This window comes from Candidatus Binatia bacterium (assembly GCA_023150935.1).
Taxonomy (GTDB): Bacteria; Desulfobacterota; Binatia; order HRBIN30; family HRBIN30; genus JAKLJW01.
In genome coordinates this window covers 667-7,623 of record JAKLJW010000035.1, presented here as the reverse complement: position 1 = coordinate 7,623, position 6,957 = coordinate 667, and the positions used below count along the sequence as shown (strand labels likewise).

Sequence of the window (6,957 nt, the reverse complement as noted above, 5' to 3'; positions counted from 1 at the left end):
AGGACGAGAATCCGTGTCGGGGTGAACGGATCGGGATGTTTCGAAAAGGGGGAGGAGAATCCGTGTCGGGGTGAACGGATCAGGATGTTTCGAAAAGAGGACGAGAATCCGTCTTTCTGGGCCGGTGTATCGAGGGGCAGGGCTGCGCAGGGACGCGGCGCCGCTTTGCCCGTACTGACCGCCTGTGCCAACATGCCCAGCCGCTGACCCAACCACTCACCTATCTATGACGCTGACCCGCCAAGCCATGACACTGATCGCCGACCTCATCGACATCCCCGAACGGGTGCACAGCGGGGACTTCGTCCTCAAGCTTACCGAGGGTGTCACACGTCCCGACGATACGCTTGGAACGTACGTCGTCACCCCCCAACTCGCACAGTGCTTCGACAACGCCCTCGGGTTCATCCGCAGCGCCTTCGACTCCCGTGCGAGCAAGGCGGCCTACCTGCACGGCAGCTTCGGCAGCGGCAAGAGCCACTTCATGGCCGTGCTGCACCTGCTCCTGCAAGGGAACCCCGCGGCGCGCTCGATTCCCGAACTGGCCGGCGTCGTCCGCAAACACAACGACTGGACCGACGGCAAGAAGTTCCTGCTCGTGCCCTATCACCTCATCGGCGCCCGCAGCATGGAGTCGGCCATCCTCGGCCAGTACGTCGAGCACCTGCACCAGTTGCACCCGAAGGCGCCGGTGCCAGCGGTCTACGTGGCTGAAGGGCTCCTTGCCGATGCTCGCCGGCTGCGTGAGCAGATGGGCGATGACCCGTTCTTCCAGCGCCTGAACCAGTCGAAGGAAGCGGAGCCCGGCGGGTGGGGTCAACTCGAAGTCGCCTGGGACGCCGAGCGCTTCGAGCAGGCCCTGTGCGCCAATCCCGGCAGCGACGAACGCGGCAAGCTCATCAGCGACCTGGTGAACAGCTTCTTCGCCTCGTATCGCAACGTCGTCCGCGACGGTCGGGAGGAATACGTTCGCCTCGATGACGGGCTCTCTGTCATCAGCCGGCACGCGCAGGCACTCGGCTACGACGCCCTCATCCTCTTCCTCGACGAGCTCATCCTCTGGCTCGCCAGCAACGCCGCTGACGTCACGTTCGTCAACCGCGAGGGCCAGAAACTCGCCATGCTGGTCGAGGCCCAGAAATCGGATCGACCGATCCCGATCGTCAGCTTCGTGGCCCGGCAGCGCGACCTCCGCGAGCTGGTCGGCGACCACCTCACCGGCGCGGAGCAGCTCGCCTTCGCCGACGTGCTGAAATGGTGGGAGGCGCGGTTCCACACGATCACGCTCGAAGACCGTAACCTTCCCGCCATCGCCGAACGCCGCGTCCTCAAGCCCAAGTCACCAGCGGCCCGCCAGCAACTCGACCGGGCCTTCGACGAGACGAAGAAGGTCCGCGACGAGGTGATGAGCACGCTCCTCACGAGCACCGCGGACCCACAAACGTTCCGGCAGGTGTACCCGTTCAGTCCCGCCTTGATGCAGACGCTCGTCGCCGTCTCCTCGGTGCTGCAGCGCGAGCGCACCGCTCTCAAGGTGATGGTCCAGCTCCTCGTCGACCAGCGCCACCGTTTGAAACTCGGTGACGTCGTGCCGGTGGGCGACCTCTTCGATGTCATTTCCCAGGGCGATGAAGCCGTCAGCGAGGTGATGCGCCAGCACTTCGAGAACGCCAAGCGCCTGTATCGTCAGAAGCTGCTGCCGCTCCTCGAAACGCAACACGGGCTGCGCAAGGCCGAGGCCGACATGGGACCCGACGCCGGCCCACAGCACCTGGCGTTCCGCGCCGACGATCGCCTCATCAAGACCCTGCTCCTCGGCGCGCTCGTCCCGGAAGTCGAAGCCCTCAAAGGCCTCACGGCCGCGCGCCTTGCCGCGCTCAACCACGGGACGATCCGCTCGCCCATCCCGGGTCGCGAAGGGCAGATGGCCCTGACCCGCTGCCGCCAGTGGGCGGCACAGGTCGGTGAGATCAAGATTGGCGACGAGCCCACCAACCCGACCATCTCGGTCCAACTCAGCGCGGTCGACACCGAAACCGTCCTCGAAAAGGCCAAGAACGAGGACAACACCGGCAACCGCCGCCGCAAGATCAAGGAGATCCTCTTCCGCGAGCTGGGCATCGAGGACGGCGACGAGATGTGGCTCGCCCACGAGATCGCGTGGCGTGGCACGCGCCGGCAGGTCGAGCTCCTTTACGCCAACGTTCGCGAGCTGCCCGATGAGTCGTTGCGCGCCCGGGGCCAGGACTGGAAGGTGGTGATCGATTTCCCGTTCGACGAGGCCAATCGCACCCCGCATGACGACATCGCCCGCCTCCAGCAGTTCCGCCAGTCCAACGGCGCCACCAACACGCTGCTCTGGATCCCATCGTTCCTGAGCAAGGACGCGCTGCGCGACCTCGGCAAGCTCGTCATCCTCGATCACATCCTCGCCGGCGAGCGGTTCACCGACTATGCATCGCACCTCTCGGCCGTGGATCGCACGGCGGCTCGCGCGCTCCTCGACAACCAGCGCAGCCAGCTTCGGCAGCGTCTCGTCACGTTTCTCGAAGGCGCCTACGGCTCCGCGAAACCCTTCCCCGGCTCCATCGACGAAGGCCACGAGCCCGGCGAACACACGCAATCCCTCGACCCGACGTTCCAGCCCCAACCACCGATCGGCGCCAACCTTCGAGAAGCCTTCCACCATCTGCTCGATCAGGCGCTCTCGCACCAATTCCCGGCGCATCCCTGGTTCGAAACCGACGTGCGCCTGCCCGTGCTCAAGAAGGTGTACGCCGAGGTGCAACGCGCCGTGCAGGATCCCGAAGGCCGGGTCGTCGTCGAAAAACCGGTGCGCCAGGTGGTGCGGCAGATCGCCTGCCCCCTGAAGCTCGGGGACATGAGCGAAACGCACCTCGTCGCCGGACAGTACTGGCGGAAGCACTTCGCGCAGAAGCATGCCCAGGACGGCGGGTCGCTCACCGTCGCCAAGCTGCGGGCATGGATGGACGATCCCGAGCCGCGCGGGCTGCCCGGCGAGGTCGGCAATCTCGTCGTCCTCGTCTTCGCCGATCAGGAGAAGTACGCGTTCTTTCGCCACGGTGGGCCGGCGCACGGCACACTCGAATCGCTTCCCGATGATCTCGAGCTGCGACCCGAGAAGTTGCCCGACCCGGATCTGTGGGAGCGCGCCCGCGACCGCGCCAGCCGCATCCTCGGGCTGGCCCCGCCGGAACTGCTCAACGCCAACAACGTCAGCAAGTTTGCCCAGGACGCGAAGGACGAGGTCACAAAGGGCCGAGCCGCCTGCGAACGCCTCCGCCGAATGTTGCGTGAAACCCTCCCCGCCCACGGTGTCGAGGCGAGTGCCGATCGGCTGCGCACCGCCGAGATGACCGTGGCGTTCGTCGAGGCCGTCGCCCACGCCCGGCCCGACGGTGTCGTCGCCGCCATCGCCACCGCCGAGATCGCCACGTCGGCCGAGGCCATGGGCAGCACCTTCAAGAAGGCGGAGCAGGTCTGTAACGCCCTCGAGTCGGTCAACTGGCAGATCTTCGATACGGTGCGGCAGGCGGGGGATGACGACGCGACGCGGCGCATCCACGCGCAGGTCGTCGATGCGCTGCGCCGCGACGAGCATGCCATCGCTCTTGGGCCGGCGCTCAAGAAAGCGGAAGGCGCCGCCGTCGCCGAGATTCGGCATCGTCTCACCTCCAAGCCGCCGCCCCCCCCGCCGAAGCCCGGACGGATCGTGATCGAACACGGCGTACGACAGGCCCTTCCGAGCGATGCCGGCCGGCAACTGCTCGGGAAGATCGAACGGCTTCTCGAAGCCGACCCGGACGCCCGGCTGACCGTCACCTGGGAGGTGTTCAAGGAGGGCAAGCCGAAGTGACGGCGCTCACGGCGGCATCCCTCCGTCCGCTGGTGGAGGAAATCCTCCGGAAGGGCACGGGTGCCCGCGTCATCGGTATCCGCTCCCAGGATGCGTGGAGCGGGGCGCCGACCCTGCACGCGAAGGGGGTGGAGTGGGAAGTTGCGACGTGTCCGTCCGCCCTCGCCGTTCGGGAGCGGTTGAGCCGACGCAGAAACGGCGCGCCTCCGCTGATCTTCCTTACGCCCCTTTCCGAGCCCGAGCTCGGCGAGGACGTGCTGGCGCGTCTCGCCCGTCGCCGACTCTTCAACGCCGATGGATGGGTCCTCGTCTTCGGGCTCTTCGCCGCGCGCGATATGGATCCACGACTCGCCCAGGAGCGTTGGATGGCCGAGGCTTTGTTGGCCGCCGCACCCCCGGGCGGCTACCCACCCGTGGCGAGCGGTATTCTCGACCGGGTGACGGCCTGGCGCACGGTGCTGTCTCGCCATCTTGGACTCGAGACCGGTCAGCCCGACGCAACCGCGCTGCTGGAATGGAGCATGGTTCCGGGAAACGTCGCGCGGTACGTGGCAGCGCAGCCGGGGCTCCGTACCGGACTGCGCGGTTGGGTCGAGCAAACTGCCGGCGCGGTCGGGGTGGCGGTGCTCGATTGCTGCGATGCGGGCTTCGGCGCCGAGGCGCTTCCCGTTGGGCTCGTCTGCGGCGTTGTGCATCATCCCGCCGCGGCCCATGAGGTGGAGCTGGCACGCGCCAGTGTGCGGCTCGACCGCTACGCAAACGGTCAGACTATCGCACCCGAGGTCGGCCGCCGGTGGGCCGACGAAGCGAAACGCATCGTCGGCAAGCTCCTCCAGCAGCAGGGGCCGCACGCGGCGAGCCCCTGGCTCCAGCGTGCCGACGCCGTTCTCGACGACGTCCAGGCCCGACCGTTCGCACATCTCAGTGACGTGCTGCTGTCCGGCTTCGCGGCGCGCCTCGAACGTTACGGCCGCTGCCTGTCGCCGGGCATCGCCGCGCCGGGAAGCAGCGCATTGGCCGACTTGTGCGCCCTGGCCAGTGACGTTCGGGAGCATCAGCAGGCGCCGCGGCAATCCGACCGGGTGCGACAGGTCGACATGTCGCTTCGCCTGGCGCGCTGGCTGTTGGTGGCTGCAGGGGCGGGCGAGGCGCCGGACTCGCTGGTCGATGCGGCCATCGCCTATGCTCGCGAGGGCGCGTTCGTCGACTGGGCCCGCGGCGCGTTGCGTGGTGGCGATTCGGTCGCGGCGCTGGGTGCCGCGTACGATCGCCTGTTGGCGGCCGTTACGGAACGGCGCGAGCAGCAGAGCCGGTGCTTCGGCGAGCTGTTTGCCTCGTGGAGTGCTGCCGGCTCGACGCCGGGTCCCGCGATTCTCATCGAACGCGTGCTCGACCGGGTGCTGGTCCCGCTGGCGCGGACGACCCCGGTCCTGCTCCTCGTCGTCGACGGCATGAGCTGTGCCGTCTTTCGCGAGCTTGCCGACGATCTGACGCGGCTCGGGTGGACCCCCCTGGCTCCGACCGCGCAGGACGAGGCGTGGAGCGACCGCTCGCTCGCCAGTCCCGTGGTGATCGCTGCCTTCCCGACGGTGACCGAGGTGTGCCGGACGAGCCTCCTGTGCGGCAATCTGACGTCCGGTGGCGACACCGTCGAGAAACGGGGCCTCGCCGAGCACCGCCGGCTTCTGGAGGTGTCCAAGGTCCACCATCCGCCCGTGCTGTTCCACAAGGCGGAGCTTACGGATGCTGGCGGTTCGGACTTGAGCCCGGACGTTCGCGGAGAGATCGCCTCGACGGATCGTCGAGTCGTCGGTGTCGTGCTCAACGCCGTCGACGATCACCTCGCGAAATCGGAGCAGTTGCGCATTCGCTGGACGGCCGATGCCATTCACCTCCTGCACGCCCTGCTCTACGAGGCGCAGGCTGCCGGGCGGGCCATTGTGCTGGCGAGCGACCACGGACACGTGCACGAGGTTGGCGGCGAGCTGCGCAAGGCCGACCAGGGCCAACGCTGGCGCGTCGACGACGGTACCAGACAGGACGACGAGGTCGTGGTCGCTGGCCCGCGGGTCGACCGTGCCAAGGGCCCACGCGTCATCGCACCGTGGAGCGAACGGGTTCGCTACGGCGCGAAGAAGAACGGCTACCACGGCGGCGCCTCGCCGCAGGAGGTGGTCGTGCCGTTGGCAGTGCTGGCCCCGGCCAGCGTGAGTATCGACGGCTGGAACCCGATCCCCCTGCGCTACCCGGCGTGGTGGACGGACGACGTCGTCGTGCCGGCACCACCCGCGAAACGTCAGCCGCCACGGAAGCGCACGACAGACGCAGGTCAGGGCAAGCTGTTCGAACCGCCGCCGACAAAGCACGGCGGTCCGGGATGGATCGACGCGCTGTTCGGCTCGGAGGTGTTCATGAGTCAGCGCGCCGCGGCCAGCCGAGCCGCGGTACCCGACGACACGATTCGCGAGTTGCTGGCCGCGCTAGACGATCGCGGCGGCAAGCTGACGCGCGCTGCCTTGGTGCAACGACTGGGCCTGCCAGCGGTGCGTGTTCACGGGATCGTCGCCGCGATGCGCCGCCTCCTGAACGTCGACGGCTACGATATCCTGTCGGTCGATGACACGTCCGACACCGTCGCCCTCGACGTCGAAATGTTGAGGGTCCAGTTCGAGTTGGCGTGACACCCGCTCATCGGCATGACTTCGCACGTCCGTGAATTGCGTAAACATTCCCGTTCGCCCCGAGTAGGGCCCATCTCGATGACCCGATCGTCCTGAGTAGCCGATGTCTTCTCAATCGGCGTATCGAAGGGTTCAGGGCCCGTATCGAGGGGCACGGGGATGGCGGGTCGTCCCTCGATACGCGCGTGAACAAACCGCGCTACTCGGGACGAACGGGGAGGATCGAGCGTGACACGCAAGCACCGTTCGCCCCGAGTAGGGCCCATCTCTTCAGGGCGCGCACGACGGATGCCCCTTCACCGTTCGCCCCGAGTAGGGCCCGTCTCGATGACCCGATCGTCCTGAGTAGCCGATGTCTTCTCAATCGGCGTATCGAAGGGTTCAGGGCCCGTATCGAGG

2 protein-coding genes are annotated in these 6,957 nt (G+C 67.5%); both read left to right on the top strand.

Translation table 11 applies throughout. The features are described from left to right. Positions 1 to 226 precede the first annotated feature (226 nt). Positions 227 to 3,877 (top strand): phage resistance protein, encoded by a 3,651-nt coding sequence (locus L6Q96_17615; protein MCK6556375.1) that lies wholly within the window; start codon positions 227 to 229, stop codon positions 3,875 to 3,877. Continuing rightward, positions 3,874 to 6,558 carry a BREX-2 system phosphatase PglZ gene (gene pglZ, locus L6Q96_17610; protein ID MCK6556374.1) on the top strand — a complete coding sequence of 895 codons (2,685 nt, stop codon included), beginning with the start codon at positions 3,874 to 3,876 and terminating at the stop codon, positions 6,556 to 6,558. The genes L6Q96_17615 and pglZ overlap by 4 nt, the downstream gene beginning before the upstream one ends. Positions 6,559 to 6,957: the final 399 nt, after the last annotated feature.

Coding starts and splice junctions, on each gene's coding strand:
- L6Q96_17615 (MCK6556375.1), top strand. CDS start 227: ATGACGCTGACCCGCCAAGCCATGACACTGATCGCCGACCTCATCGAC.